Source organism: Lysobacter oculi (assembly GCF_003293695.1).
Classification (GTDB): domain Bacteria; phylum Pseudomonadota; class Gammaproteobacteria; order Xanthomonadales; family Xanthomonadaceae; genus Solilutibacter; species Solilutibacter oculi.
This window is the reverse complement of record NZ_CP029556.1, coordinates 620,559-645,636: the sequence shown is the minus strand read 5'-3', so window position 1 is coordinate 645,636 and position 25,078 is coordinate 620,559. Positions and strand designations below refer to the sequence as shown.

General features: G+C 68.6%; 25 protein-coding genes and 1 tRNA gene. 20 read left to right on the top strand and 6 right to left on the bottom strand.

Going from position 1 to position 25,078, the window contains the following annotated elements:
- The first annotated feature begins 22 nt into the window (after window positions 1-22).
- From DCD74_RS03125 to DCD74_RS03060, 14 genes are all read left to right on the top strand, one after another.
- Entirely contained in the window at window positions 23-583 is a 561-nt protein-coding gene (locus tag DCD74_RS03125) for a glycine cleavage system protein R (protein ID WP_162615886.1), read from the top strand.
- A 2-nt stretch (window positions 584-585) separates the two neighbouring features.
- Window positions 586-1,074, top strand: a complete 489-nt coding sequence (locus tag DCD74_RS03120; protein ID WP_112926030.1) for a peroxiredoxin — start codon at window positions 586-588, stop codon at window positions 1,072-1,074.
- Window positions 1,075-1,159: 85 nt separating this feature from the next.
- On the top strand, window positions 1,160-2,563 hold the full coding sequence (locus tag DCD74_RS03115; protein WP_112926029.1) for a PhoH family protein: 1,404 nt from the start codon (window positions 1,160-1,162) through the stop codon (window positions 2,561-2,563).
- A gap of 47 nt (window positions 2,564-2,610) precedes the next feature.
- Window positions 2,611-3,105, top strand: a complete 495-nt coding sequence (locus tag DCD74_RS03110) for a GNAT family N-acetyltransferase (protein WP_162615885.1) — start codon at window positions 2,611-2,613, stop codon at window positions 3,103-3,105.
- A 10-nt stretch (window positions 3,106-3,115) separates the two neighbouring features.
- Window positions 3,116-3,796, top strand: coding sequence for a YoaK family protein (locus DCD74_RS03105; protein WP_112926027.1), 681 nt, complete (start codon window positions 3,116-3,118; stop codon window positions 3,794-3,796).
- Entirely contained in the window at window positions 3,786-4,598 is an 813-nt protein-coding gene (thiD, locus tag DCD74_RS03100; RefSeq protein ID WP_112926026.1) for a bifunctional hydroxymethylpyrimidine kinase/phosphomethylpyrimidine kinase, read from the top strand. Before DCD74_RS03105 ends, thiD begins: the two co-directional genes overlap by 11 nt.
- Window positions 4,595-5,458 (top strand): alpha/beta hydrolase family protein, encoded by an 864-nt coding sequence (locus DCD74_RS03095; RefSeq protein WP_112926025.1) that lies wholly within the window; start codon window positions 4,595-4,597, stop codon window positions 5,456-5,458. Before thiD ends, DCD74_RS03095 begins: the two co-directional genes overlap by 4 nt.
- 46 nt (window positions 5,459-5,504) lie before the next feature.
- A tRNA-Arg gene (locus DCD74_RS03090) sits at window positions 5,505-5,581 on the top strand.
- 28 nt (window positions 5,582-5,609) lie between these two features.
- Entirely contained in the window at window positions 5,610-7,142 is a 1,533-nt protein-coding gene (gene amaB, locus DCD74_RS03085; RefSeq protein ID WP_112926024.1) for an L-piperidine-6-carboxylate dehydrogenase, read from the top strand.
- 3 nt (window positions 7,143-7,145) lie between these two features.
- Complete coding sequence (locus tag DCD74_RS03080; RefSeq protein ID WP_174887954.1) at window positions 7,146-7,451, top strand: DUF4190 domain-containing protein; 306 nt, start codon at window positions 7,146-7,148, stop codon at window positions 7,449-7,451.
- Between the two features lie 4 nt (window positions 7,452-7,455).
- Window positions 7,456-8,517 carry a quinone-dependent dihydroorotate dehydrogenase gene (locus DCD74_RS03075; RefSeq protein ID WP_112926023.1) on the top strand — a complete coding sequence of 354 codons (1,062 nt, stop codon included), beginning with the start codon at window positions 7,456-7,458 and terminating at the stop codon, window positions 8,515-8,517.
- Window positions 8,510-9,538 carry a UDP-N-acetylmuramate dehydrogenase gene (gene murB, locus DCD74_RS03070; protein ID WP_112926022.1) on the top strand — a complete coding sequence of 343 codons (1,029 nt, stop codon included), beginning with the start codon at window positions 8,510-8,512 and terminating at the stop codon, window positions 9,536-9,538. Before DCD74_RS03075 ends, murB begins: the two co-directional genes overlap by 8 nt.
- A 38-nt stretch (window positions 9,539-9,576) precedes the next feature.
- A complete protein-coding gene (locus DCD74_RS03065) occupies window positions 9,577-10,476 on the top strand; it encodes a DMT family transporter (protein WP_112927632.1) in 900 nt (299 codons plus the stop codon).
- 105 nt (window positions 10,477-10,581) lie between these two features.
- Window positions 10,582-11,352 (top strand): COG4705 family protein, encoded by a 771-nt coding sequence (locus tag DCD74_RS03060; protein ID WP_112926021.1) that lies wholly within the window; start codon window positions 10,582-10,584, stop codon window positions 11,350-11,352.
- A 1-nt stretch (window position 11,353) separates the two neighbouring features.
- Here the strand turns inward: DCD74_RS03060 and DCD74_RS03055 are convergent, their stop codons facing one another.
- Window positions 11,354-12,037, bottom strand: a complete 684-nt coding sequence (locus tag DCD74_RS03055) for a phosphatase PAP2 family protein (RefSeq protein WP_237049685.1) — start codon at window positions 12,035-12,037, stop codon at window positions 11,354-11,356.
- A 13-nt stretch (window positions 12,038-12,050) separates the two neighbouring features.
- Window positions 12,051-13,313 carry a flavodoxin-dependent (E)-4-hydroxy-3-methylbut-2-enyl-diphosphate synthase gene (ispG, locus tag DCD74_RS03050; RefSeq protein WP_112926020.1) on the bottom strand — a complete coding sequence of 421 codons (1,263 nt, stop codon included), beginning with the start codon at window positions 13,311-13,313 and terminating at the stop codon, window positions 12,051-12,053.
- Window positions 13,314-13,345: 32 nt separating this feature from the next.
- On the opposite strand from ispG, the gene xseA reads away from it, so the two are divergent.
- The 6 genes from xseA to DCD74_RS03020 all read left to right on the top strand — a co-directional run bounded on the left by xseA (window position 13,346) and on the right by DCD74_RS03020 (window position 21,405).
- Window positions 13,346-14,683, top strand: coding sequence for an exodeoxyribonuclease VII large subunit (gene xseA, locus DCD74_RS03045; RefSeq protein ID WP_112926019.1), 1,338 nt, complete (start codon window positions 13,346-13,348; stop codon window positions 14,681-14,683).
- A gap of 67 nt (window positions 14,684-14,750) precedes the next feature.
- A complete protein-coding gene (locus DCD74_RS03040) occupies window positions 14,751-16,184 on the top strand; it encodes an aldehyde dehydrogenase family protein (protein WP_112926018.1) in 1,434 nt (477 codons plus the stop codon).
- Window positions 16,185-16,254: 70 nt separating this feature from the next.
- Window positions 16,255-17,937, top strand: coding sequence for a vWA domain-containing protein (locus tag DCD74_RS03035; protein WP_112926017.1), 1,683 nt, complete (start codon window positions 16,255-16,257; stop codon window positions 17,935-17,937).
- Window positions 17,938-18,013: 76 nt separating this feature from the next.
- The gene (locus DCD74_RS03030) at window positions 18,014-18,583 is read left to right on the top strand and encodes an RNA polymerase sigma factor (protein WP_112926016.1); all 570 of its coding nucleotides are present in this window, start codon (window positions 18,014-18,016) and stop codon (window positions 18,581-18,583) included.
- Window positions 18,580-19,554 (top strand): hypothetical protein, encoded by a 975-nt coding sequence (locus DCD74_RS03025; protein ID WP_112926015.1) that lies wholly within the window; start codon window positions 18,580-18,582, stop codon window positions 19,552-19,554. The genes DCD74_RS03030 and DCD74_RS03025 overlap by 4 nt, the downstream gene beginning before the upstream one ends.
- Before the next feature lie 69 nt (window positions 19,555-19,623).
- Complete coding sequence (locus tag DCD74_RS03020; RefSeq protein ID WP_112926014.1) at window positions 19,624-21,405, top strand: ABC transporter transmembrane domain-containing protein; 1,782 nt, start codon at window positions 19,624-19,626, stop codon at window positions 21,403-21,405.
- 6 nt (window positions 21,406-21,411) lie between these two features.
- Here the strand turns inward: DCD74_RS03020 and DCD74_RS03015 are convergent, their stop codons facing one another.
- From DCD74_RS03015 to nagZ, 4 genes are read right to left on the bottom strand one after another with little or no spacing between them, the layout of a single operon-like run.
- Entirely contained in the window at window positions 21,412-22,635 is a 1,224-nt protein-coding gene (locus DCD74_RS03015; RefSeq protein WP_112926013.1) for an FAD-dependent oxidoreductase, read from the bottom strand.
- 3 nt (window positions 22,636-22,638) lie between these two features.
- Window positions 22,639-23,394, bottom strand: a complete 756-nt coding sequence (locus DCD74_RS03010) for an S-methyl-5'-thioinosine phosphorylase (RefSeq protein ID WP_174887953.1) — start codon at window positions 23,392-23,394, stop codon at window positions 22,639-22,641.
- Window positions 23,391-23,948, bottom strand: a complete 558-nt coding sequence (locus tag DCD74_RS03005; RefSeq protein WP_112926011.1) for a hypoxanthine-guanine phosphoribosyltransferase — start codon at window positions 23,946-23,948, stop codon at window positions 23,391-23,393. Before DCD74_RS03005 ends, DCD74_RS03010 begins: the two co-directional genes overlap by 4 nt.
- Window positions 23,945-24,997: a beta-N-acetylhexosaminidase gene (gene nagZ / locus DCD74_RS03000; RefSeq protein ID WP_112926010.1), complete on the bottom strand. Its 1,053-nt coding sequence runs from the start codon at window positions 24,995-24,997 to the stop codon at window positions 23,945-23,947. Before nagZ ends, DCD74_RS03005 begins: the two co-directional genes overlap by 4 nt.
- Between the last annotated feature and the right edge of the window lie 81 nt (window positions 24,998-25,078).

Sequence of the window (25,078 nt, the reverse complement as noted above, 5' to 3'; positions counted from 1 at the left end):
CGCCTGTCACCCCGGAACCGCCTTGAACGACCAGTCCGCACGACCTTCGCAGAACGAGAACCATCTCTTCATCAACGCCTACAGCACGCACCCGGCTTCGCCGCTGCTGTCGGTCACCCGCCGCATCGCGGACAGCGGCTGCAACCTGGTCGATGCACGCCTGACCACGGTGGGGCGCGATGTCTCGGTGTCCGCGCTCGCCACGGGTTCGTGGGACGCGGTGGCCAAGCTGGAAACGATGATCGAGCGCCTGGGCCGCGATGAATCCCTGCGCATCGTCCACTACCGCACCGGCCCCAAGCCGCTGCAGTCCAACCTGATTCCCTACATCGTGGAAGTGGTGGCCGCCGACAAGCCGGGCATCCTGTTCCAGCTGGCGGATTTCTTCGACCGCCAGGGCATCACCGTCGAGAACCTGCACAGCTCGCGCTACAAGGCGATGCAGACCGGCGCCGAGATGTTCACCGCGCAGATCACCATCGGGGTGCCGGCCGACATGCACATCGCCTCGCTGCGCGATGACTTCCTCGAGTTCTGCGACCACCTGAACCTCGACGCCATCATGGATCCGATGAAGTTCTGACGATGACGACGCCCGAAGCCGGCAAAAAACTCCCCGCATCCACCCTCAAGCTGCCGCTCGCGCTGGGCGATGGCGGCAGCGTCACCCTCGGTGACTACGCGGACAGCTGGCTCGTCCTCTACTTCTACCCGAAGGACAACACGCCGGGCTGCACCACCGAGGGCCGCGACTTCCAGGCGCTTCTGAATGACTTCCGCAAGCTCGGCGCCGACGTGCTGGGCGTGTCGAAGGATTCGGTGAAGACGCATGCCAACTTCTGCACCAAGCAGGGTTTCGAGTTCCCGCTGGTCAGCGACGCCGACGAACGCCTGTGCCGCGCCTTCGGCGTGATCCAGCCGAAGAAGCTCTACGGCCGCGAGTACGAAGGCATCGTCCGCAGCACCTACCTGATCGACCCCGAAGGCCGCATCGCCCACGTCTGGCAGCCGGTGAAGGTGCCGGGCCACGCACAGGCGGTACTCGACACTCTCAAGGACGCGCGATCGCAGTGACCCGCGCACCCCGCTCCCGACGCCATCGCCCGGCCCCGCCGGACGGTGGCGTTTTCGTTTCCACGCCCCGAAGGAAGAACGCCGCATGACCGAAGGCAAGCGCCTCTACGTCCTCGACACCAATGTGTTGATGCACGACCCGACCGCGTTGTTCAAGTTCGAGGAACACGATGTGTTCCTGCCGATGCAGGTGATCGAGGAACTCGACAACGGCAAGAAGGGCACCAGCGAGGCTTCGCGCAACGCCCGCCAGGTGAGCCGCTTCATCAACGAACTGATCGAGGAACAGGGCGCCGACAAGATCGCCACCGGCCTCAAGCTGCGGCCGCCGGGTGGCCTGCAACTCAAGAGCGAGGCGGCGCGCGGCGTGCTGCGATTCCAGACCGCCGGTTTCGGCGGCGGTGGCGACGCCTTCGGCACGGTGATGCCGGACAACCACATCCTCGCGGCCATCGTCGCGTTGCAGGCGCGCGAGCCCGGCCAGCACGTGGTCTTTGTCTCCAAGGACATCAACCTGCGGATCAAGGCGGCGATCGCCGGCATCCCCAGCGAGGACTACGAGAACGACCGCGCGCTCGACGATTTCAACCTGCTGTTCACCGGCTCCACAGCCCTGCCCGCGGATTTCTGGCAGCGCAGCGGCAAGGAGCTGAAGTCGTGGACGGACAAGGGCCGCACCTATTACGAAGTGGCGACGTCGGATGACGACGACTGGTATGCCAACCAGTTCCTGTACCTGCCCGGCGACGAGCAGAGCGAGTTCCGCGTGGCCTCGGTCGGCGGCGGCAAGGCGGTGCTGCAGATCGTCGATGACTACCGCAGCCAGCAGCACGCCGTGTGGGGCATCACCGCGCGCAACCGCGAGCAGAACTTCGCGCTCAACGCGCTGATGGACCCGGACATCGACTTCGTCACCCTGCTCGGCACCGCCGGCACCGGCAAGACGCTGCTGACGCTGGCCGCCGGCCTGGCGCAGACCATGGACGCGCAGCGCTACCGCGAGATCATCATGACCCGCGCCACGGTCAGCGTGGGCGAGGACATCGGCTTCCTGCCCGGCACCGAAGAGGAAAAGATGACGCCGTGGATGGGGGCGCTCACCGACAACCTGGAAGTGCTGATGCCCAATGCCAAGGGCGGCGGCAGCTGGGAACGCGCGGCGACCAACGACCTGCTGGCATCGCGCATCAAGATCCGCTCGATGAACTTCATGCGTGGTCGCACTTTCCTCTCGCGTTATCTCATCCTGGACGAGGCGCAGAACCTCACGCCCAAGCAGATGAAGACGCTGATCACCCGCGCCGGCCCCGGCACCAAGATCGTCTGCCTGGGCAACGTAGAGCAGATCGACACGCCGTACCTGACCGAAACGACATCGGGCCTGACCTACGCCGTGGACCGCTTCAAGAACTGGGCACACAGCGCGCACATCACCCTGCGTCGCGGCGAGCGTTCGCGCCTGGCCGACCACGCGTCGGAAGTGCTGTAAGCGCCATGGCGGGAAGGGATGCCCGCGTCCGCATCCGGCCATGGGCGATGGACGATGCCGAAGCCCTGCACCGGCTGGTGCAGGCCTCGCGCGCCGAACTGTCACCGTGGCTGGCGTGGTGTCGCGCCGGCTACACGCCGGCTGATGCCGAGGCGTGGATCGCCTATTCGATGCAGGCCTGGGCCACGCGCACGGGCTTTCCGTTCGCGGTGGTCGATGAGGAAGACAGGCTCGTCGGCGGCACCGGCCTCAACCAGCTCAACCTGGAGCGGCGCAGCGCCAACCTCGGCTACTGGATCGGCAGCGCGTTCACCGGCCACGGCTTTGCGCGACAGGCCGCAACGCAGGCGGCAGGTTTCGGGTTCGACGAACTCGGCCTGGTGCGCATCGAGATCATGGCGATGCCCGGCAACGCCGCCAGCATCAAGGTCGCGGAAGCCTGCGGCGCGACGCGCGAAGGCATCGCCCGCCACGGCATCCTGGATGGCGGCACCCCGCGCGACACCGTTCTGTTTTCGCTGATCCCCGCAGACCTGGCATGAGCACCGCGCCATGAAGAACCGCGACGGCTTGCCGGCCTGGGTCATCCTCGGTGCCTGCGCACTGGCCTGCATCGCCGGCATGGTCAACGTGGTCGGCTACATGGGCTTCCAGCACCAGGGCATCACCCACCTGACCGGCACCACCACCCTGCTCGGCGAGGCGCTGTCGGGCGGCAACTGGCGTGCGAGCGGGCAACTGGCGTCGATGATTCTTGCGTTCGTGTCCGGCGCGGCGGCCGGCGGCCTCATCATCCAGGACCAGCGCCTGAAGCTGGGGCGGCGCTACGGCGTGGCCCTGGCGATGGTCTCGGCGCTGCTGTTCGCCTCCGCCATGTCGTTCAGGTCCAGCACCATGGCCGGCCCGGTTTTCGCGGCCGTGGCCTGCGGCCTGCAGAACGCCATCGCCACCACCTACAGCGACGCCCTGGTGCGTACCACGCATGTCTCCGGCCTGTTCACCGACATCGGCATCGCGCTCGGCCACGCGCTGCGCGGCATGCCGTTCGAGTTCAAGCGCATGCAGCTGTCGGTGCTGACCATCGGCGCGTTCGCCACCGGCTGCGCCATCGGCGCGCTGCTGTTCCGCCGCTTCTCCTACGATGCGCTCTACGTCCCCGCCACTTGGACCGGCGTGGTCGGCATCGGCTACGCCCTCTACCACCACCATCGTTTCAGCCGCCATGAACATTGATTCCCGCCCACCCTGCGCCATGACCATCGCCGGCAGCGATTCCGGCGGCGGCGCCGGCATCCAGGCCGACCTGCGCACCTTCGCCGCCCACGGCGTGCACGGGCTGTGCGTGCTGGCCGCTCTCACCGCGCAGAACACCCAGGGCGTCACCGCCGTCCACGTGCCGCCGACGACGTTCGTGCGCGCGCAGATCGATACCTGCTTCGCCGACTTCAACGTCGTCGCGGTCAAGCTCGGCATGCTGGCCAACGCGGAAGTGGTCGATGCGGTCGCTGCCGCGCTCGCCGCGCACGCGCCCCGCTTCATCGTGCTGGACCCGGTGATGGTCGCCACCTCCGGCGCCAAGCTGCTGGACGATGCCGCCCATATCGCCCTGCGCGAACGCCTGCTGCCGATGGCCACCGTGCTGACGCCCAACATTCCCGAAGCCGAATGGCTGCTCGGCCGCAGGATTGAAGATGCGGCTTCGGTCAGCGCCGCGCTGCGCGAACTGCATGCGCTCGGCGCGCGCCACGTGCTGCTCAAGGGCGCGCATCTCGACGAGGGCATGCTGGTCCGCGACCGCTGGTTCGATGGCGAACACGAAGCGGAATTCGTGCACGCCCGCCTCGACATCGAAGGCCATGGCACCGGCTGCACGCTGGCCTCGGCCATCGCCGCCAACCTGTGCCGCGGCCTGGCGCCCATCGAAGCCGCCCGCGAAGCCGGCGATTACGTCGCCCGCGCACTCGCGCTCGGCTACCGGCCCGGACAGGCCGGCATGGTCGTGCTGGATCACTTCGGCGCCGCCCATCGCGCATGAACATGACGATGGAACAGATCGCGCTCGCCAGCGAGGACGGCCACCGCTGGACGCTCGACGCCTGCATCCCCGGATCGCCGCGCGCCGCCCTGCTCTGGCTGCCCGCGCTCGGTGTCGCCGCGCGGCATTACCAGGCCTTCGCCGAAGCGCTGGCCGCACGCGGCATCGCCACCTTCCTGCACGAATGGCGCGGGCACGGCAGCAGTTCGCTGCGCGCCTCGCACGCCTGCAACTGGGCCTACCGCGAGCTGCTGGAACGCGACATCCCGGCCAGCCAGCGCGCCATGGCCGAGCGACTGCCCGGCCTGCCGGCGATCCTCGGCGGCCACAGCCTGGGTGGTCAGATGTCGGCCTGCCGGCTGGCATTGGCGCCGGAATCCGCCTCGCGGCTGTGGCTGGTCGGCAGTGGCGTGCCCTTCGCGCCCGCCTTCTCGGCGCGGCTGCGCTGGGGCCTGCCGCTGCTGTTCACGCTGACGCCGTGGCTGGCGAAGCGCTTCGGTGCCCTGCCCGGGCGGACCATTGGTTTTGGCGGGCGCGAGGCCGAAGGCGTGATGCGCGACTGGGCCGGCACCGGACGCGCCGAGCGCTACCTCATCCACAGCATGGGCCGCGATCTGGACCCGCTGATGCGCGACGTGCGTGTACCGGTGGAGGGCGTGCTGCTCGATGACGACTGGTACGCCCCCGAAGCCTCGATGCGCGGGCTCGCCGAACGCGTGGGTGGCGCGGTCCACCTCCAGCACATCGACCGCACGCAGACCGACGGCCACCACGGGCATTTCGGGTGGATGCGCGCACCGGCCGCCGTCGCCGATGCATTGGCCGCTTCACTCGACGCGCACGCCCCGGTCCAGCCCTGAGCGCGTACCCGGGCCGCAATACGCCCATGCGATAATCCCGCGGCTTGGCCCCGTAGCTCAGTTGGATAGAGCGGCCCCCTCCTAAGGGGCAGGTCGGACGTTCGAATCGTCTCGGGGTCGCCATATTTCTTGATCTTTCAGGAGTTCCCCCATGTCGCATCCCGTCCTCGACAAGCTCGGCCTTGGTGCCGTTGAATCCGGCAGCTACCTCGGCCAAGGCGAATGGTCGAAGACCACCGATGCCGGCGTGCTGGAACCGGTCAACCCCACCACCGGCGAGGTGCTGGGCAAGGTGCATGCCTCGTCCAAGGCCGACTACGACACCCTGATGGCACGCGCCGAAGCCGCCTTCAAGGTCTGGCGCACCACGCCCGCGCCGAAGCGCGGCGAAGCCATCCGCCTGTGCGCCGACGCGCTGCGTACCCACAAGGACGCGTTGGGCTCGCTGGTGGCGCTGGAGATGGGCAAGTCCAAGCCGGAAGGCGACGGCGAAGTGCAGGAAATGATCGACATCGGCGAGTTCGCGGTCGGTCTGTCGCGCCAGCTCTACGGCCTGACCATGCACAGCGAGCGCCCGGGCCACCGCATGTACGAGCAGTGGCACCCGATCGGCATCGTCGGGGTGATCTCGGCGTTCAACTTCCCGGTCGCGGTGTGGGCGTGGAACAGCTTCATCGCCGCCATCTGCGGTGACATCACGGTGTGGAAGCCGTCGCCGAAGACGCCGCTCTCGGCCATCGCCAGCATGAAGATCTGCAACGAGGCGCTGCGTGCCGGCGGCTTCCCCGACATCTTCTTCCTGTTCAACGATGCCGGCACCGAACTGGCACAGGAATTCGTCGATGACAGGCGCGTGGCGCTAGTCAGCTTCACCGGTTCGACCAAGGTCGGCCGCACGGTCGGTGAGCGCGTGGCGCGCCGCATGGGCCGCTCGCTGCTGGAGCTCGGCGGCAACAACGCGATCATCGTCGATGAAACCGCCGACCTGAAGCTGGCGATCCCGGCGATCGTGTTCGGCGCCGTCGGCACCTGCGGCCAGCGCTGCACCACGACGCGCCGCCTGATCGTCCACGAGTCGCGCTACGACGAAGTGTTGGCCGCGCTCATCAAGGCCTACGGGCAGGTCGAAGGCAAGATCGGCGACCCGACCGACCCGGCCAACCTGGTCGGACCGCTGAATTCCTCCGACGCGGTCGACGCCTTCCTCGACTCCATCGCCGCGGCCAAGGCGGCCGGCGGCAAGGTGCAGATCGGCGGCGAAAAGATAGAGCGCAAGGGCTTCTTCGTGAAGCCGGCCATCGTCACCGGCCTGACCAACGAAGCCGAGGTGGTGCAGCACGAGACCTTCGCGCCGATCCTCTACGTCATGAAGTACGCCGACATCGCGGACGCCATCGACATGCAGAACGCGGTGCCGCAGGGCCTGTCCTCGGCCATCTTCACCACCAACCTGAAGCGCGCCGAAGCCTTCCTGGCCGCGAGCGGCTCGGACTGCGGCATCGCCAACGTCAACATCGGCACCTCGGGTGCGGAGATCGGTGGCGCCTTCGGTGGCGAGAAGGAAACCGGCGGCGGCCGCGAATCCGGCAGCGATGCGTGGAAGGCCTACATGCGCCGCCAGACCAACACCATCAACTACTCCGACGCGCTGCCGCTGGCGCAGGGCATCAAGTTCGACTTCTGACCGATGAGCGCGCTGCCTCCCCCATCGCAAGGCCTGCCCGCCACGCGCCAGACCCACGGCTTGGCGGTGGTGAGCCTGATCAGCGGCATCCTGGCGTGGATGGTGATGCCCATCGTCGGCTCCATCATCGCCATCATCACCGGCCATCTGGCGCGGCGTGACATCCGTGCGCAGCCCGAGCGCTACGAAGGCGATGCGATGGCCGTGATCGGCCTGGTGCTGGGTTGGGGACAGGTGGTGATGGGGGTGCTTGGCATTTCCGCGCTGTTCCTGTTCATGGGCGGTCTCGCCTGGTTCGGCTGGAGCTGACGCGATGTACGGCCTGATCCGTCCCCTGCTGTTCCAGCTCGATGCCGAACGCGCGCACCGGCTTGCGCTGGCCTGGGGCGATGTCGCCGCGGCCTCGGGCCTGGGCCGGATGATGCTGCCGAAGGCACCGGCGCCGTTCCCGACCAAGCTGCTCGGGCTCACCTTCCCCAACCCGGTCGGGCTGGCGGCGGGCCTGGACAAGAACGGCGAGCACATCGCGTCGCTGTTCGCGCTGGGCTTCGGTTTCGTCGAAGTGGGCACGGTCACGCCGCGCCCGCAGGAAGGCAACCCGCGTCCGCGCCTGTTCCGCGTGCCGGAATACCGCGCCATCATCAACCGCATGGGTTTCAACAACCTCGGCGTCGATGCGCTGGTGCGCAACGTGGAGGCGCTGCCGACGCGGCTGGGCATCCTCGGCATCAACATCGGCAAGAACAAGGACACGCCCAACGAATCGGCGGCGCGTGACTACCTGCATTGCCTGGAGCGGGTCTATCCGCTGGCCGACTACGTGACGGTCAACATCTCCTCGCCCAATACCGCCGGCCTGCGCGAGCTGCAGGAAGAACAGCAGCTGCGTGCGCTGGTCGGCACCCTGCGCGAGGCGCAGGAAAAGCTGGCCGCGCAGCATGGCCGGCGCGTGCCGCTGCTGGTCAAGGTCTCGCCCGATCTCACCGATGAGGATGTCGATGCCGCCAGCCGCGTGCTGTCGGACATGGGCGTGGACGGCGTCATCGCCACCAACACCACGGTCAGCCGCGTGGCGATCAGCCAGCACCCGATGGCACAGCAGGCCGGTGGTCTGTCGGGGGCGCCGCTGCTCGGCCGCTCCACCGCCACGCTGCGCCGCCTTCGCACGCGCCTGCCGGAATCCATGCCGCTGATCGGCGTGGGCGGCATCCTGTCCGGCGCCGATGCGGTGGCGAAAACCGCCGCCGGCGCACAGCTGGTGCAGCTCTACAGCGGCCTGGTCTATCGCGGCCCGAAGCTGGTCGGCGAATGCGTAGAAGCGATCCGCCGGCGCAAGGAAGCCCCGAGCTCCGGCATGCGCATCCCCAATGACTGAAGCGGCGATCCGCACGCAGCACGACGCGCCCCTGCCGAACACCTTCGGCATCGCCGCCCGCGCCAGGCGGCTGCTCCAGGTCGATGACCTCGATGCGCTACCCGACGCGCTGGCCCAAGCCGGCCGCGATGCGTTGCTGGTCGGCGGCGGCAGCAACCTGTTGCTGGTCGCGCCGGAAGTGGATGCCGTCGTGCAACCCGTCGACGCCCGCATCGAACCGCTGGACGACGATGGCGACAGCGTGCGCGTGCGTGCCGCCGCCGGTGCGGTCTGGCACGACTTCGTCATGCAGACGTTGGCGAACGGCTGGTCCGGGCTGGAGAACCTGGCACTGATTCCGGGCACGGTCGGTGCCTCGCCGATCCAGAACATCGGCGCGTACGGCGTCGAGGTGATGCACCTGATCGAGGCGGTGCAGGTACACGACCGCGTCACCGGCGAGACCCGCTGGTGGCCGCACGCCGAATGCGGCTTCTCCTACCGCGAGAGCGCGTTCAAGGCCGACCCGCAGCGGCATGCGGTGATGCGCGTGGATTTCAGGCTGTCGCGCGTGCCGAAGCTGCAGCTCGGCTATGCCGGCATCGGCGAGGAACTGCAGGCGATGGGCATCGACTCGCCCACCGCGCGTGACGTCGCCGACGCGGTCATCGCGCTGCGCCGCCGCAAGCTGCCGGACCCGGCGCTGATCGGCAACGCGGGTAGCTTCTTCAAGAACCCCATCGTCGATGTCGCCACGGCCACCGCGATGCAGGGCGAATACCCCGCCATGCCGGTGTTCCGCGCCGGCAGCGAGGCGCAGCGCAAACTGTCCGCCGCGTGGCTGATCGACCAGTCCGGCTGGAAGGGCCATCGCGACGGCGATGCCGGCGTCTCGCCCGGCCACGCGCTGGTGCTAGTCAACCACGGCCACGCGAGCGGCGAACAACTGCTCGACCTCGCCCGGCGCATTGCCGCGAGCGTGCACGAACGCTTCCACATCGACATCGAACCCGAGCCCCGGCTGGTCGGGGCGCGCTGGTGAGCCGACCGCGCAGCGTGCAGGCACGCGCCGCCGGCCTGATGCTGGCCAGCACACTGAGCTTCGGCCTGATGGCGATCTGCATCCGGCTCGCCTCCAGGACCGAACCGACCTGGGAAATCGCCTTCTTTCGCAATCTGTTCGGCCTGGTCGCGCTGCTGCCGATCCTGGCCGTGCCGGTGCTGCGTTCGACGCAGCCACGCCAGGCACTCGCCGGCATCGTCCACACGAAACAACTTTCGCGTTACTTCATCCGCTGCGCGATTGGCGTGGTCAGCATGTTCTGCGGCTTCTGGGCGATCGCCCACCTGCCGCTGTCGCAGGCGATCTCGCTGGCGTATTCCTCACCGATCTTCGTCACCATCGCCGCCGTGCTGCTGCTCGGCGAGAAAGTGCGGATGCGCCGCTGGATGGCGGTCACCATCGGCTTCATCGGCATGCTGGTGATCGTGCGGCCGGGCTCGCATGCGTTCACGCCGGGCCTGCTGGTGGCGATCGCGGCGGCGGTGCTGTCGGCCATCGTCGCCATCCAGATCAAGCAGCTGTCGAAGGTGGATGGGCCGGACACCATCGTGCTCTGGACCTATCTGTTCTGGGTGCCGATGTCGCTGCTGCCGGCCCTGCCCGGCTGGCACTGGCCGCAGGGCGAGGCGTGGCTGTGGCTGGCGCTGTGCGGCCTGTTCGGGACCGGCGGGCAATGGCTGTGGACGCGCGCGTTGAAGCTGGGCGAAGTCTCCGCGCTCACGCCGATCAGTTTCATGCAGTTGCCGGTGGTGACGTTCGCCGGCTGGTGGCTGTTCGATGAAACGCTCGACCGCTGGACGCTGGTCGGCGCCGCCATCATCCTCACCGCCACCGCCTACATCGCGCACCGCGAGGCGCAGCTGGCCAAGCGCAACGCGACCCATGCACCCAGCGAAGCGGTCGAGCCGGGCAACTGAACCCGGCATGGATGCCGCGCGCGGCTGAGCGACCGCCCCCCCGATTCGCACCGAATTCCGACAAGTCTCCCGGCAGCCTGCAGGCAACGTCCTGGAGCCCTCCACATGGAGACCGTCGCATCCCGCGAAACCGAGGCCGCCCTCGCCAAGGTGCCGGCGATCACCCTGGGTTTCTGGATCATCAAGATCCTTGCCACCACGCTCGGCGAGACCGGCGGCGATACGTTGTCGATGTCGATGAATCTGGGCTACTTGGTCAGCACCGCGATTTTCGCTGCCGTCTTCATCGCGTTCGTGCTGGCGCAGATCCGCGCCATGCGCTTCAACGCATGGCTGTACTGGCTGACCATCATCGCCACCACCACGCTTGGCACCACCCCGGCCGACTTCGCCGACCGCTCGCTGGGCATCGGCTACAGCGGGGGCAGCCTGTTGCTGCTGGGGCTGCTGTCCGGCTCGCTGTGGTGGTGGCGGCGCACCCTGGGATCGATTTCGGTCGATTCGGTCAGCACCCCGCGCGCGGAATGGTTCTACTGGATCACCATCCTGTTCTCGCAGACGCTGGGCACCGCACTCGGCGACTGGACCGCCGATACCGCAGGACTGGGCTATACCGGCGCGGCGGCGATCTTCGGCGGCCTGCTAGCGCTGGTCGCGGCCGCCTATTACTGGACGTCGATTTCGCGCACCACGCTGTTCTGGGCGGCCTTCGTGCTAACCCGTCCGCTGGGCGCGGTGGTCGGCGACTTCCTCGACAAACCCATCGCGAAGGGCGGGCTGGAGGTCAGCCGCTACACCGCCTCGTTCGTGCTGCTGGTGGCGATCGTGATCTGCATCCTGGTCTTCCCGCAGCGTGCGGCCCGCAAGCCGCACTGATTCATTCAACCGGCTGCGGCCGCCGCCAGGGCCGGAAACTGCCGCGGAACAGGACCGCATACACACCGATCACCCAGGCGAGCGCCGCGGCCCAGCCGGCGAGGATGTCGCTCGGGTAATGCACACCCAGATAGACGCGTGACAGCCCGACCATCATCACGAAGGCCGACATCGCCACCAGCACCGGCCAACGCCAGCGCGTGCGCCAGCAGAGCAACACCAGCACCGCTGCCAGCGTCATCGAGCCCATGGCATGGCCGCTGGGGAAGCTGTAGGTGGTTTCGGGGGCCAGCGACTCCCACAGGGATGGCCGCGCGCGCCCGAAGTAATGCTTGGCCGCGACATTGAGGATGCCGGAACCCGCCAGCGCCACACCCGCGAACAACGCTTCCCGCTTCCTGCGCAGCACCGACAGCAGCATGACGAGGACGATGTCGGCGGGGACCACGCCCCGCAGGTAGCCGACCTTCGAGAACCACAGGAAGACGGCGTCCAGCGCGGGCCCGTGGATCGACTGCGCGAACTGCAGGAACGGCTGGTCGAAGCCGAACGCCTCGCCTTCGTGGACCTCTTCGGCGAGTGCGCCGAATGCCCACAGCGGCAGCAATATCGCGCCGAACAACAGGGCGATGCGCCACCAGGAGCGTCCCAGTTCGTGCGCGCCGAAGCGCGCCTGGTCGGCGATGGCCTTGACCGCGTCAGTCGATGATGGCGGCGTAGCGTCGTTCAACGTAATCGTCGATGAGGGTGATGAATTCACCGGCGATGTTGTCACCGCGCAGGGTGACGGCCTTTTCACCATCGATGAACACCGGCGCCGCCGGCGTCTCGCCCGTGCCCGGCAGCGAGATGCCGATGTTGGCGTGGCGCGACTCGCCCGGCCCGTTGACGATGCAGCCCATCACCGCGAGCGTCATGTTCTCGGCACCGGGGCGGGTGACCTTCCACTCCGGCATCTTCTCGCGCACATGCGCCTGCACCACCTTCGCCAGCTCCTGGAAGAACTCGGACGTGGTGCGACCGCAACCCGGGCAGGCGGTGACCATCGGCGTGAACGCGCGCAGGCCCATGGTCTGCAGCAGCTCCTGCGCGACGATGACTTCCTGCGTGCGCGACTGGCCCGGCTCCGGCGTGAGCGAGATGCGGATGGTGTCGCCGATGCCTTCCTGCATCAACACCGCCAGCGCCGCGCTCGACGCCACGATGCCCTTGCTGCCGATGCCGGCCTCGGTCAGGCCGAGGTGCAGCGCGAAATCACTGCGGGCGGCCAGGTCGCGATAGACCGCGATCAGTTCCTGCACGCCGCTCACCTTCGCGCTGAGGATGATCTTTTCCGCCGGCAGGCCCAGTTCCACCGCGCGATGCGCCGAGTCCAGCGCCGAGCGGATCAACGCCTCGCGCAGCACGCGGCCGGCATCCCACGGCTCGGCGCGCAGCGCGTTCTCGTCCATCAGCGTGGCGGCGAGCGACTGGTCCAGCGAACCCCAGTTGGCGCCGATACGCACCGGCTTGCCGTACTGGATGGCGAACTCGATCAGCTGCGCGAACTGGGTGTCCTTCTTCTTGCCGAAGCCGACATTGCCGGGGTTGATGCGGTACTTCGCCAGTGCTTCGGCGCAGGCCGGCTCCTGGGTCAGCAGCGTGTGGCCGTTGTAGTGGAAGTCGCCGATCAGCGGCACGTCGATGCCCATCATCGCCAGCTTCTCGACGATGCGCGGCACCGCGGCTGCGGACTCCGCGTTGTTCACCGTGATCCGCACCAGCTCGGAGCCGGCGCGCCAGAGTTCGGCCACCTGCTTCACCGTGGATGCGACATCGGCGGTGTCGGTATTGGTCATCGACTGCACGACCACCGGCGCATCGCCACCGACCGCGACCTTGCCGACAACGACCTGGCGCGTCGGGTGGCGCGGACGGGCGCCGAATTCGGGGGGCTCGGGCAACGGGAGTTCGGGATTCATGGGCGAATTGTAGCTGCGGGTATCCTTTCCCGATGCCCATCGACGCGCCCGCCGACGAGATCCTGACGCCCAGCCAGCTCAACACGCTGGCGCGCAACCTGCTGGAGGACACCTTCCCGCTGGTGTGGATCGAAGGCGAGCTCGGCAACGTGGCGCGCCCGTCCTCCGGCCACCTCTACCTGACGCTCAAGGATGAACGCGCACAGGTGCGGGCGGCGATGTTCAAGCCGAAGGCCTCCTGGCTGCCGTTCGTGCCGCGCGAAGGCATGCGCGTGCTCGCGCGGGGCCGGCTGACCCTGTACGAGGCACGCGGCGAGTACCAGATGGTGCTCGACCACATGGAGGAAGCCGGCGAAGGCGCGCTGCGCCGGGCCTTCGAACAGCTCAAGGCGAAACTCGCGGCCGAAGGCGTGTTCGATGCCGCCCGCAAACGGCCACTGCCCGTGTTCCCGCGCCGCATCGGCGTGCTGACCTCGCCGACCGGCGCCGCCGTGCGCGACGTGCTCTCCGTGCTGTCGCGGCGTTTTCCTTTGCTTGAGGTCGATGTGCTGCCGGTGCCGGTGCAGGGCGCGACGGCGGCGGCGCAGATCCGCGGCATGCTCTCGCGCGCGATCACCGCCGGCGGCTACGACGTGCTGGTGCTGGCCCGCGGCGGCGGTTCGCTGGAAGACCTCTGGGCCTTCAATGATGAAGCATTGGCCCGCGCCATCGCCGCCTCGCCCATCCCCATCGTCAGCGCGGTCGGCCATGAGACCGACTTCACCCTGGCCGATTTCGCCGCCGACCTGCGCGCGCCCACGCCTTCCGTCGCCGCCGAGCTCATCGCGCCTGATCGCGTCGCCTTGGCGCAGCGCGTGCGCCGCCTGAACCAGCGGCTGGAAAACCAGCAGGCGCACCAGCTGCGCACGGCGATGCAGCGGCTCGATCGCGCCGCGCTGCGGCTGAACGCGCAACGCCCGCAGGCGCGGCTCGCCCTGCTCCGCGCCCGCGAACGCGACGCCCGACGCCGGCTGGACGCGGTCCTCGCCCGCCGCCTGCAGGACGCGGTGACCCGCACCCGCCATGCCGGCGCATCGCTGCGCGCACAGGCGCCGGAACGCCGCATCGCGCTGTTGTCGCAACGCCTGCGCGCGCTCGGCCCACGACCGCATGCCGCCTTGCAGGCACGGATGCAGCTGGACCAGCAGAAGCTGATCGGTCTCGCGCGTGCGCTGGCGGCGATCAGCCCGCTGGCCACCGTCGCGCGCGGCTACGCCATCCTGCGCCGCGAGGATGGCCATCTTGTGCGCAGCGCCGCCGATGCACGCCCCGGCGACGCGATCAGCGCGCAACTGGTCGATGGCGAGCTGCGGATGCGCGTCGAGCCCTGAGCCGGCCTTGCCATCGCGCTGACCTGCGCCGCGTTAGATTGGCGCTCCCGCCCCGGAGGCCGTGACCATGAAGTTGAAGAAGTCCTACCCGCTCTACCTCGCCAACCGTCCCACGGAATCGCGCGAGACGCTGGAGGTCTTCGACAAATTCAGCGGCAAGCGCGCGACACGCGTGGCCTTTGGCGATGCCGCCCTGGTGCGCAAGGCCATCGTGGCCGGACACAAGGCACGCCCGGCGATGGCTGCGTTTCCGCCGGATGCCCGCCGCGACGTGCTGGAGCATTGCGTCACGCGCTTCACTGAACGCCGCGACGAACTGGCGCAAGCGCTGTGCATCGAAGCCGGCAAGCCGATCCGCGACGCACGCGGCGAAGTCACCCGGCTGATCGACACCTTCCGCATCGCCGCGGGTGAGGCTACGCGCATCGGCGGCGAAGTCATCGAACTCGGCATCAGCGAGCGCACCCGCGGCTATCGCGGCATGACGCGGCGTTTTCCGGTGGGGCTGTGCAGCTTCATCACCCCCTTCAATTTTCCGCTCAACCTGGTCGCGCACAAGGTCGCGCCGGCCATCGCCGCCGGCTGCCCGTTCGTGCTCAAACCCGCCGCGAAGACACCGATCGGCGCGCTGATCATCGGCGAGGTGCTGGCCGAAACCGACCTGCCCAAGGGCGCGTTCTCGATCATGCCCTGCTCCAACGAGGACGCAGCGCAATTGGTGGAAGACGAACGCATCGCGCTGCTCTCGTTCACGGGCGGGCTCATCGGCTGGGACCTGAAGGCGCGTGCCGGCAAGAAGAAGGTCACGCTGGAACTCGGTGGCAATGCCGCCTGCATCATCGATGCCGACCCGGGCGCACCGCTCGACCACGTCGTCGAGCGGCTGGTCTTCGGCGCGTACTACCAGAGCGGCCAGAGCTGCATCGGCGTGCAGCGGATCTACGCCCACCGCGACATCGTCGAAAAGCTGCGGAAAAAACTGCGCGATGCGGTGAAGGCGCTGCGGATGGGCGACCCGCGCGACGAGAAGACCTTCATCGGCCCGATGATCGACGAGGATGCCGCCAAGCGCGTCGAAAGCTGGATGAGGGATGCGGTCAAGCGCGGCGCGAAAGTGCTGGCCGGCGGCCCACGCGCCGGGAACATGCTGCCCGCCCATCTGCTGGAAAAAGTGCCGCACGACTGCGATCTGTACCGCAGGGAAGCCTTCGGCCCGGTCGCCTTCATCGAGCCCTTCGATGATTTCGCGGACGCCATCCGACGCGCCAACGACAGCGATTTCGGGCTGCAGGCGGGCGTGTTCACCGGCCATCTGGCCCATGCGATGCAGGCGTGGGAACAGCTGGAAGTCGGCGGCGTGATCGTCGGCGACATCCCCAGTTTCCGCGTTGACAACATGCCTTACGGCGGCATCAAGGACTCCGGGCTGGGCCGCGAAGGCGTGCGCTGGGCCATCCACGACATGACCGAAGAACGGCTGCTGGTGCTGCGCCAGCCGTAAAAAACCACATCGTTCAACCCCGTTTGCGGAGCCCGGGCGTTTTCCGGACTGACCCCTTCGGAGTTCCGCCATGTCTTCGCAACGCCGCACCCTGCTGTTTGCCAGCGTGTTGATCCTCACCGCCTGCCAGAGCGGGCCGCGCACCACCGTCGAGAACGAAGCCGCCGCGGATCCGTCGCTGGATGCGGTGAGCGTGTCGCCCATCGCGCCGCCGCCCGCGCCACCCGCGCCGATGGCGGGCAAGGCCGTCGCCAGCCATGACATGGCCATGCGCCAGGCGCTGTATGCGCCGATGCCGCCGGTGGTGATGCCGCAGCCCGCCAATACCGAGCATTACGAGCGCCCCGACGACAACCCGGTACGGCGTGCCAGCGAAACGCCGCTGTCCACGTTCTCCATCGACGTCGATACCGGCAGCTACAGCAATGTGCGGCGGATGCTGGCTACCGGCGTACGCCCGCCGGCCGATGCGGTGCGCGCCGAGGAATTCATCAACTACTTCCACTACGGCCATCCGGCGCCGGCCACGCGCGACGTGCCGTTCCGAGTCAGCACTGAGTTCGCGCCCTCGCCGTTCAACGCCAACCGGCAGCTGTTGATGGTCGGCATCAAGGGCTACGAAGTGCCGCGCACCACGCTGCCGGCTTCCAACCTGGTGTTCCTGATCGACACCTCGGGTTCGATGATGGACGAGGACAAACTGCCGCTGGTCAAGACCGCGCTGCGCAAGCTTGTGCCGCAGATGCGCGCCAGTGATCGCGTGTCCATCGTCGCCTATGCGGGTTCGGCCGGACTGGTGTTGCCGCCTACGCCGGGTGACCGCCACGACGAGATCCTCGCCGCGCTCGACCGGCTCGAAGCCGGCGGCAGCACCAATGGCGGCGATGGCATCCAGCTGGCCTACAGGGTCGCGCGCGAGGCCTACCGGCAGGGCGGCGTGAACCGCGTGCTGCTGCTCACCGATGGCGACTTCAATGTGGGCGTGGTCGACCGCAAGGCGCTGGAAACGCTGGTGGCCGACCAGCGCAAGTCGGGCATCGCGCTCAGCACACTCGGCTTCGGCACCGGAAATTACAACGATGCGATGGCCGAGCGGCTGGCCGATGTCGGCAACGGCAACCACGCCTACATCGACAGCGTGCGCGAGGCCGAAAAGGTGCTGGTGCGCGACATGCAATCCACGCTGTTCACCATCGCCAGCGACGTCAAGATCCAGGTCGAGTTCAACCCCGCCGTGGTCGCCGAATACCGGCTGGTCGGCTACGAGAACCGGGCGCTGCGTGACGAGGATTTCGACAACGATGCGGTCGATGCCGGCGAGATCGGTGCTGGCCACGAGGTCACCGCGCTCTACGAAGTCGCCCTGGTCGGCAGCGGCGGCGAACGCCTGCCCAGGCTGCGTTACGGCGCGGCCGCCGGCGCGAAAGCGAACGGCAGCGAAGTCGCCCTGCTCAAGCTGCGCTACAAGCTGCCCGGCGGCACGCAGAGCCGGCTCATCGAGCGGCCCATCGCGCGCGCGTCGCTCAAGCCCAACGCCAGCCCGGACTTGCGCTTCGCCGCCTCGGTCGCCGGTTTCGCCGACCTGCTGCGTGGCGGCAAGAACATCGAAGGCTGGGATGCACGCCGCCTGCGCAACCTCGCATCGACCGGCATCGGAGCCGACCGCAACGGCGACCGTGCCGAATTCATCGATCTGATCGACCGCGCGGCACGGCTGGTGCGCGGCGGCAATGCGGATGGCCACAACGACTGACATCGCCATGGTCGGGGCGGCGATGCGGCTTCGTCCTTGCTTCCCGCCCCCTGCCGCACCGCGTAGTCTGTGCGGCATGGAGCTGCCCCTTGGTCAACCGGTGGACGAAGAAAGCGACGCCAGCCTGATGCTGGCGTACGCGGCCGGCGACACTGATGCCTTCGCGCGGCTCTACGCCCGCCATCGCACGCCGCTCTACCGCTTCCTGCTGCGCCAGTTGCGTGATGCGGCACTTGCCGACGAACTGTTCCAGGACATCTGGCAGCGGGTCATCGCCGCGCGTGCGCAGTGGAAGCCGGATGCGCCATTCACCGGCTGGCTGTACCGCATCGCCCACAATCGGCTCAACGACCTTTGGCGCGCGCAGAAGCATCGGCCGCCCGCCCCCGGCGATGCCGAGGAGCGCGTGGCCCGCATCGCCGACCACGACACGCCGGAACGCGCGCTGTCGGAATTCGAACAACGCCGCCGGCTGCAGCTGGCGCTGGCGGAACTGCCGGAGGAACAGCGCACCGTGCTGCTGCTGCGGCTGGAACAGGAACTGACGCTGGAGGAAATCGGCGAGGCGACCGGCGCGGGCCGGGAAACGGTGAAGTCGCGGTTGCGCTACGCGATGGACAAGCTTCGCGCGAGGTTGAACGAATGACGACGCAACGCGACCCGATGCTGGACGCCGAAGAACGCCTGCTGGCCGAACAGCTGGCGCGCATCGCGCCGCGCGGCGAACCGTCGGCGGAGTTGGATGCCCGCATCCTGGCGATGGCCGGGCGCGGCACGGTGCATGCGCCTTCATCATCTGCGCGGCGGCGCCCGAAGCGCTGGCCGGTGTGGCTGGGCGTCGCGGCATCGCTGACCGCCGTCGCCGGCCTGGTCTGGCGACTGGAGCCGATCCTGCATCCCGGCCAGCCGGTGCGTTACGAAGCGCCCGCGCCGGTGGCCGCCGACACCGATCCCAACGGCCAGCGTTCGCCCGTGGCCTATGTCGCCACCCAGGTCGCCGCGGATGCCGTGCCGCCGCCTGCCCCGCCGATGATGTCCGCGCCGCTGCCGGGCGCCGCGCAGAAACCCGCATCACCCGCGGCGAAATCGATGGCCGAGGTCGCGATGAAACCCGCCGTCGATGCCGCCAGCGAAGCCGAAGCCGTCGCCCCCGAGCCCGCACCGGCCGCGATGGCGGCAAAGAGCGCCGTGGTGGACAGCGATCTGGTGCAGGAGATGCCGCGTCGTCCCGCGCCGACTTCGGCCGATGCCGCCTATGCCCCCGCACCGCCGCCGGCAACTCCCGCCCCCGTCGCCGCCGAACGCAATCGCGCTGTGCAGGCTGCCGATGCGCCGACCGCACGCATCGCCGCGCCTGCACCGCCTGCAGCTCCGCCGCCTCCGCCCGCACCCACGGAAGACCGCGCCGGCTTCGATGCCCGCCCGCCCGCCACCGCCGATGCGCCCGAGGTCAGGCAGGCTTGGCTCTCACGCATCCGCGAACTGCGCGATGCCGGCGATACCGACGAAGCCAAGGCCAGCCTGAAAGCCTTCGTGCAGCGCTACCCGAAGGCGGAGATCCCCGCCGATCTCAAGCCCCTGCTGCCGCCGCCTTCGCCGCCCACGCCTTCGCCCTGACCGCGCGACCGGACCGACCGCATGCGCCCGGCGATTGAAAAACGCCTCCATCGCCACCATCGCTAGCGGATGGCCCGATTCTCTCCCCAAGGCGGCGACGCCGATTCCAAACCCACCAAGGCGCCGGTCGGCAGCCTGCGCGCCCTCTGGCCCTACGTCATGCGCCAGCGCGGGCTGTTCGTGGCCTGGCTGCTGGCGCTGGCCTGCTCGTCGGGCGCCACGCTGACGCTGCCGGTGGCGTTCCGGCAGATGATCGACCACGGTTTCTCCAGCGGCACCAACATCGACCGCACCTTCAGCCTAGTGTTCGGCGTGGTGGTGGTGCTGGCGCTGGCCACCGCCGCGCGTTTCTTCTTTGTCTCGCTGCTGGGCGAACGCGTGGTGGCCGACCTGCGCAACCGCCTGTACGCGCAGTTGATCGGGTTGGATGCCGAATTCCACGACCGCACCCGCAGCGGCGAGCTGGTCTCGCGCCTCACCGCCGACGCGGAACTGCTGCGCAGCGTGGTGGGTTCCAGCATGTCGGTCGCCTTGCGCAGCACGGTCACCGTGCTCGGCTCGCTGGTCATGCTGTTCATCACCGCGCCCAAGCTGGCGGCCTGGGCGATGCTCGGCATCCCGCTGGCGGTGCTGCCAATCGTGCTGGGCGGGCGCCGCCTGCAGAAGATCGCGCGCGACGGCCAGGACCGCATCGCCGATGCCAATACCCACGCCGCCGAGGCGCTGGGCGCGGTCAAGACCGTGCAGGCGCATGCCCGCGAGCCTTTCGAGCGCGAACGCTTCGGCCAGGCCATCGCCGTGGCGGTGGCGACCGCGAAAAAGCGCATCGGCTGGCAGGCGCTGGTGACCGCGCTGGCGATCGTGCTGATCTTCGGCGCGGTGACGCTGGTGCTGTGGACTGGCGCGCATGACGTCATCGCCGGGCGCATGAGCGCCGGCATGCTCGGCCAGTTCGTGTTCTACGCGCTGATCGGCGGCGGCTCGGTCGGTGCGCTGGCCGAAGTGTGGAACGAGCTGCAACGCGCGGCCGGCGGCATGGGCCGCATCAACGACCTGCTGGTGGAAGAAGCCAAGGTGCAGGCGCCCGCGCATCCCACGCCCCTGCCACGCCCGCTGCTTGGCGAGGTGCGTTTCGATGACGTCACGTTCCACTACCCGGCCCGGCCCGACCGCCCGGCGCTCGAACAGTTCAACCTGCGCGTGTCGCCCGGCGAAACCGTGGCGCTGGTCGGCCCGTCCGGCGCGGGCAAGAGCACGGTGTTCTCGCTGCTGCTGCGCTTCCACGACCCGGACAGCGGCGAGGTCGATGTCGATGGCCACGACATCCGCACGCTGGATCCGTCCGAGCTGCGTGGCGCGATCGCGCTGGTGCCGCAGTCGCCGACCATCTTCGCCACCAGTGCCGCCGACAACATCCGCTATGGCCGGCTTGAAGCCACTGATGCCGATGTCGAAGCCGCCGCACGCGCCGCCGAAGCACTCGACTTCATCCGCGCCCTGCCGGATGGCTTCGGCGAGCAGCTGGGCGAACGCGGCGCACGTCTGTCCGGTGGCCAGCAGCAACGCATCGCCATCGCGCGCGCGCTGCTGAAGGATTCGCCGATCCTGCTGCTGGACGAAGCCACATCCGCCCTCGATGCACAGAGCGAACGCGCCGTGCAGACCGCGCTGGAGCACCTGATGGAAGGCCGCACCACGCTGGTCATCGCGCACCGGCTCGCTACCATCCTCAAGGCCGACCGCATCGTGGTGATGGACCAGGGCCGCATCGTCGCCGAGGGCACGCACGAACAGCTGCTGGCGCAGGGCGGCCTGTACGCGGAGCTGGCGAAGCTGCAGTTCCTCGATTGACCCGGTTCAGTCGCGCGCACACCACGCGCGCATGAAGCCCTCGTCCAGCGCGTGCTGCCCGAACCAGCCCTGCTGGGTACCGGTGAGCACGCGCAGCATGTGGCCGCGCCCGCCGGGTAAACGCCCCATCGGGTGGAAGACGGCATCGCGCACACGGGCCAGCGTGTCGTAGCGCGACTGGAACAGCGGCGTCAGCCAGCGGCTCCAGCGGTGATACGCCGCCAGATGACGACGCCGCATCGCCGTGAACCGCGCCAGCGCTTCGCCGGTCTGCGCATGCAGGGCCAGCGATTCGGCCAGCGCGACCGCATCCATCAGCGCCATGTTCGCGCCCTGCCCCAGCTGCGGGCTCATCGCGTGCGCGGCATCGCCCACCAGCACGCTGCGGCCGCGCCACCAGCCGGGCACGACCGCATCCCGATAGGCCGCGCGGGCCAGGCAGGCGACATCGAAGCCCTCGCCCAATTGCCCATGCGCCTCGGGCCAGAGTGCGACCAGTTCTTCGCGCCAGGCTTGCGGACCGGCCTCGCGCCAGGCATCGAAGGCATTGGCCGGCAGGCTCCAGAAGAAACTCAGTTTCGGCACCGGATCACCCGGCGCGGTGCCGACCGGCAGCAGCCCGGCCATCTTCCGCGCCAGCAGGTAACGCTGGCTCAGCTCACCGATGCGCGGCCAGTCATGCGCCGGCAGCAGGCACCACAGCGCGCCCCACGGGTAGGGTTGGTTGATGGCAGGCGTGGACACGCCGTCGCGCAGTGTGGATGCCGAACCATCGGCCACGATCACCAGGTCGAAGGGGCCATGCCAGCGGCCCTGCGCGTCACGCAGGCGTCCGGCGTCGTGGTCGATGGCTTCGATGCCGCAGCCCGCATGCAACGCCACGCGCCCTGCAATCGCCGCGTGCAGCAGCGAGAACAACGCACCGCGCTGCATGCCAAGGCCGTGCAGGCGCGCGTCCAGGTCGGCATAGCGCATGTCCATGACCGTGCGCCCGCGCGGATTGGCGCCATGCAACCGATGCACCGGCGCGCCGTGCATGCGTACCGCATCGAGCAGGCCCAATCGCCATAAAGCCTGCAGGCCGGTCGGTTGCAGCAGGAAGCCGGCACCGACCGGGCCCGGATCCGGCACCCGCTCGAAGACTTCGACTTCGAAACCCGCATCGGCCAGCGCCAGCGCGCAGGCCTGCCCCGCCGTGCCGTAGCCGACGATAGCCACATGCCGTGGCATGGCTCAGCCGAGCATCGCGCGCAGGATGCGCGGCACGCCGTCCATCGCCGCCTGCACGTTGGCCAGCACCTCGTCCATCGTGATGATCTCGTCCGGATCGGGGCCCGCGCCCGCCGCCCAGTTGGCGACGATGCCGAGGCAGGCGTAGTCCAGCCCCAGTTCGCGCGCGAGTCCGGCTTCCGGCATCCCGGTCATGCCGACCAGGTCGCAGCCGTCACGCTTCATCCGAGCGATTTCCGCCTTGGTTTCAAGCCTCGGGCCCTGCGTCGCGCCATAGCAGCCCTGCTCGACGATGGCCACGCCCGCGCGCTCGGCGGCTATCGCTACCTGCGCACGCAGCGACTGCGTGTAGGGATCGCCGAAATCGACGTGCAGCACGTCGGTGCCCGGCTCTTCGCACAAGGTGGAGATGCGGCCCCAGGTGTAGTCGATGAGCTGGTCGGGCATCACCAGTGCGCGTGGCGGGCACTGCGCGGTGATGCCGCCGACGGTGTTGAGCGCCAGCACGCGCGTCGCGCCAAGCGCCTTCAACGCGGCCAGGTTGGCGCGATAGTTGATGCGATGCGGCGGCAGCGAATGACCTTCGCCGTGACGGGCGAGAAAGGCGACGCGGCGGCCTTCCAGCGTGCCGATCCGCACCGGCCCCGAAGGCGGACCGTAATGCGTGACCGGCTGGTGCGCTTCGACATCCGCCAGTTCGGCCAGCGCATATACGCCGGTACCGCCGATGATCGCGAGGTCGATGACGCCCATGTTCATTCCTTCAGCGCGTAGATGGCCGGCAGGTTGCGGCCCTGCTCGTGGTAGTCCATGCCGTAGCCGAAGACGTAACGGTCCGGCACTTCCAGTCCGATGTAGTCGGCGCAGATGCCGTCCACGCACCGGTCGTGCAGCTTCACCGCCAGCACCGCGATGCGCACGTCCTCGGCGCCCTGGTCCTCGCACCAGCGCTTGACCGCGAGCATGGTGTGGCCTTCGTCGAGGATGTCGTCGGCCAGCAGCAGGCGGCGTCCGCGCATCGAAGTGGCCGGGCGATGCAGCCACGCCAGTCTGGAGCCGCTGGTCTGGCCGCGATAACGCGTGGCGTGCAGGTAATCGAATTCAAGGTCCAGCCCGCGCGCGCCGAGCGCCATCGCCAGATCGCTGGCAAAAGGCATGCCGCCGTTCATCACGGTGACGTAGAGCGGCGGCGGCAGGCCGTTGTCGTAATCGGCGCGGATGGCGTCGGCCATGGCTTCGATGGCGGCGCGGATGGTCTCGCGGTCGTGGATGATGTCGGCGTCCACCAGTGCGGCGGAAAGGCTGGGTGTCATGCGATGTTCCCCACGTCGTAAGCACCGGAATGGCCGGTGCGGGTGTCGATGCCGCCAAGTCGATCGGCCAGCTGTTTTTGCGCGTTTTCGTAGCGGCTGTCCGCCAGCAATGCATCCCAACCCATCGGCCCGCGACCGATCAGGCCGGTGAGCGCCAGCGTGTTGAGGTCGCGATCCTCGACCGCGGCCAATGCGTCCGGCACCAGGTCCGGATGGCAGACCAGCACCACGTCGCAGCCGGCATCCAGATGCGCGTCGATGCGCGACTTCACGCCGCCGGCGGAGGTCGCGGCGGCCATGCCGATGTCGTCACTGAACACCACGCCGCGGAAATCCATTTCCTCGCGCAGGATGTCCTCGATCCACCGCTTCGAATAACCGGCCGGTTCCGGCGCGACCTGCGGATACACCACGTGCGCCATCATCACCGCGTCGGCACCGGCATCGATGCCGGCTTCGAACGGCACCAGATCGAGCGCGCGGATTTCATCGAGCGTGCGGTTGTCCACCGCCTCATCGAAATGGGTGTCTTCCAGCACCGAGCCGTGGCCGGGAAAGTGTTTGAGCGTCGCGCCCATGCCGGCGTCGTGCATGCCTTCGACATAGGCGCGGGTGAAGTCGGCGACGATGGCCGGATCGGCGGAAAAAGCGCGGTTGCCGATGGCGCGGTTGCCGCGGCCCAGGTCCACCACCGGCGCGAAGCTCAGGTCCACGCCGGTCGCGCGGATTTCGCTGGCCATCAGCCAGGCGTGTTCGCGGGCCAAGTCGAGCGCGGCGGCGCGGTCCTGTGCGTAGAGCGCATCGAAACCTTCCAGCGGCGGCAATGCGCTGAATCCTTCGCGGAAGCGCTGCACGCGACCGCCTTCCTGGTCCACGCAGATCAGCTGCGGGAAGCGCGCGGCTTCACGGACGGATCTCGACAACTCGGCGACCTGCGCCTTCGACGCGAAGTTGCGCGCGAACAGGATCACGCCGGCGCAGGCATCGTGCTGCAGCCATTCGCGCTCGCGTGCGCTCAGTTCGGTGCCGTGGATGCCGATGACCAGCATGGAAACTCCGTCGTGGGCCGGCGGAATCCGGCGCTGCGGTCATTGTCGCCGATGGCGCACGATGCTGCGCGTCAACGCCCC